This window comes from Brachybacterium sp. AG952 (genome assembly GCF_004362645.1).
GTDB lineage: Bacteria > Actinomycetota > Actinomycetes > Actinomycetales > Dermabacteraceae > Brachybacterium > Brachybacterium conglomeratum.
The window spans coordinates 1-1,543 of sequence record NZ_SNXV01000012.1 but is presented as its reverse complement, the minus strand read 5'-3'; the positions used below and the strand labels follow the sequence as shown (position 1 = coordinate 1,543).

1 protein-coding gene is annotated in these 1,543 nt (G+C 70.8%); it reads right to left on the bottom strand.

Features of this window, described 5'->3' with window-relative positions; genetic code table 11:
* Window positions 1–226 precede the first annotated feature (226 nt).
* Window positions 227–577 (bottom strand): hypothetical protein, encoded by a 351-nt coding sequence (locus DEU31_RS16645; protein ID WP_133677949.1) that lies wholly within the window; start codon window positions 575–577, stop codon window positions 227–229.
* Window positions 578–1,543 lie beyond the last annotated feature (966 nt).

The window sequence follows — 1,543 nt, the reverse complement described above, 5'->3', positions numbered from 1 at the left end:
AACGCAAGACCCCGAGTCATCCTCGACGGCGCCACCCCCAGTGAGACACTCGACGAACTGATCACCACGGTCGCACTCACCGACTGAAGCGGCCTGAGCGATACCGGTGGAAACCTGCCACTCGATCTCGTCGGCGGGCCTCCACACCCACCTTTCCGCCGAGGAGCGGCTGGTCGCCCGGCTCAGCCCCGCGGCGCGCCGCTCTCCACCCAGCAGCGAGCCGCGCTCAGTCCGGCCGCCACCCGCCTCGCACCAGCTCGCGACGCACCTTCGCCACCGCCGGAGCGCAGCCGGCTCGGAGATCCTTCGCCGTCGTACGCAGCTCCACCCACCCCGCATCACGTCGCCGGTCCCCTCGGTCGATGTCAAGCTCCTGCTGCCGACGGTCCAGATGGGACGGACCTACGTGCTCGAGCGCGAGCTTCCACTGCGGCCAGTGGAGATCCGGCTCGCCGAGCTCGACGACCTCCCCTCCCGCGCACTCCTGACGTGCCGGGGCATTCGCGAGCGGCTCCGGCAGCCCGGCGGCGACCATCGCGAGACGCAGCGCGGTCTCCGGCGGGGAATCGCTGGACATCCTCACCTGTGCGATCGCCTCGCGCATCCGGCGAGCGCCGCGACCACGGTGGCCGCCGGCCGCAGCGACGAGCTCGGGGATCGTGGCGTACGGCCGGGACCGTCCCTCGTACTCCTGACGCGGGCTCCGGACCAGGTGGTCACCTATCGCCACCAACGCACCGACGTCGAGGACGGCGCCCAGGCTGAGGAAGGTCCCGACCCGGGACACGAGGCGGACAGCCGGACCGTTCCGCGCCTCGAGGAGCCCCACCGTCTCTGCCTCCACACGACTCCAGCGCACAAGCCGGGTGCCCTGCCGGCGCCTACCGGGTGTAGCCATGTGGACCCGTCTGTCGACGGCACCGCCCCGCGGAGGAAGGATCTCCGAGCCCACGACCACGTGAGCCTGCCTGGAAGGTTCGGTCACCGGCGTCGAGAAGACGCCGGGCAGGGGCATCCCCCACAGTCGCGCCGCCGTGAGCCCTGCCGCGAAGGCCGTCGGATCGACCCTGCACAGGGCGGCGACGATCTCGCGTTCGGTGACGGTCCGGTCTGCTCTCGCCCAGAGACCTCGGACCAGCGGCCGGAGGTCGCTGCGTGTCAGTCGCGTCGGGTCCACCCCGGCCTCCAGCGCCTCGGTGGTGGAGAGGACGGTGTGCCGCAGTGTCTCGGGCAGGGGGCTCGGAGCGCGGGACATCCCGACAGCATCGGAGGTCGTCGCACCGAACCGTCCCAGGCATCCACAACGGCCTGCTCACGGCTCGACGGAGACGTCTCCTCCCCACCACGCCGGCCCGGCGGTGCTCCGGAACTCCGACGCTGAGGGTCGTGCCCCACCCCTGTGCGTCCCTGTACACAGATCGAGTGGCAGGCTTCAACCGGTATCGCTCAGGCCGCCTCAACGGGTGAGTGCGACTCCTGAGGAGGGAGTTGCTGATGTTGCCTGCGTCGTTTCGAGCGGAGGTCATCGAGGCAGTCATAGCCG

What these genes read in the sequence shown, in the direction of transcription:
- DEU31_RS16645 (WP_133677949.1), bottom strand. Translation starts at nt 577, where the DNA reads ATGTCCAGCGATTCCCCGCCGGAGACCGCGCTGCGTCTCGCGATGGTC.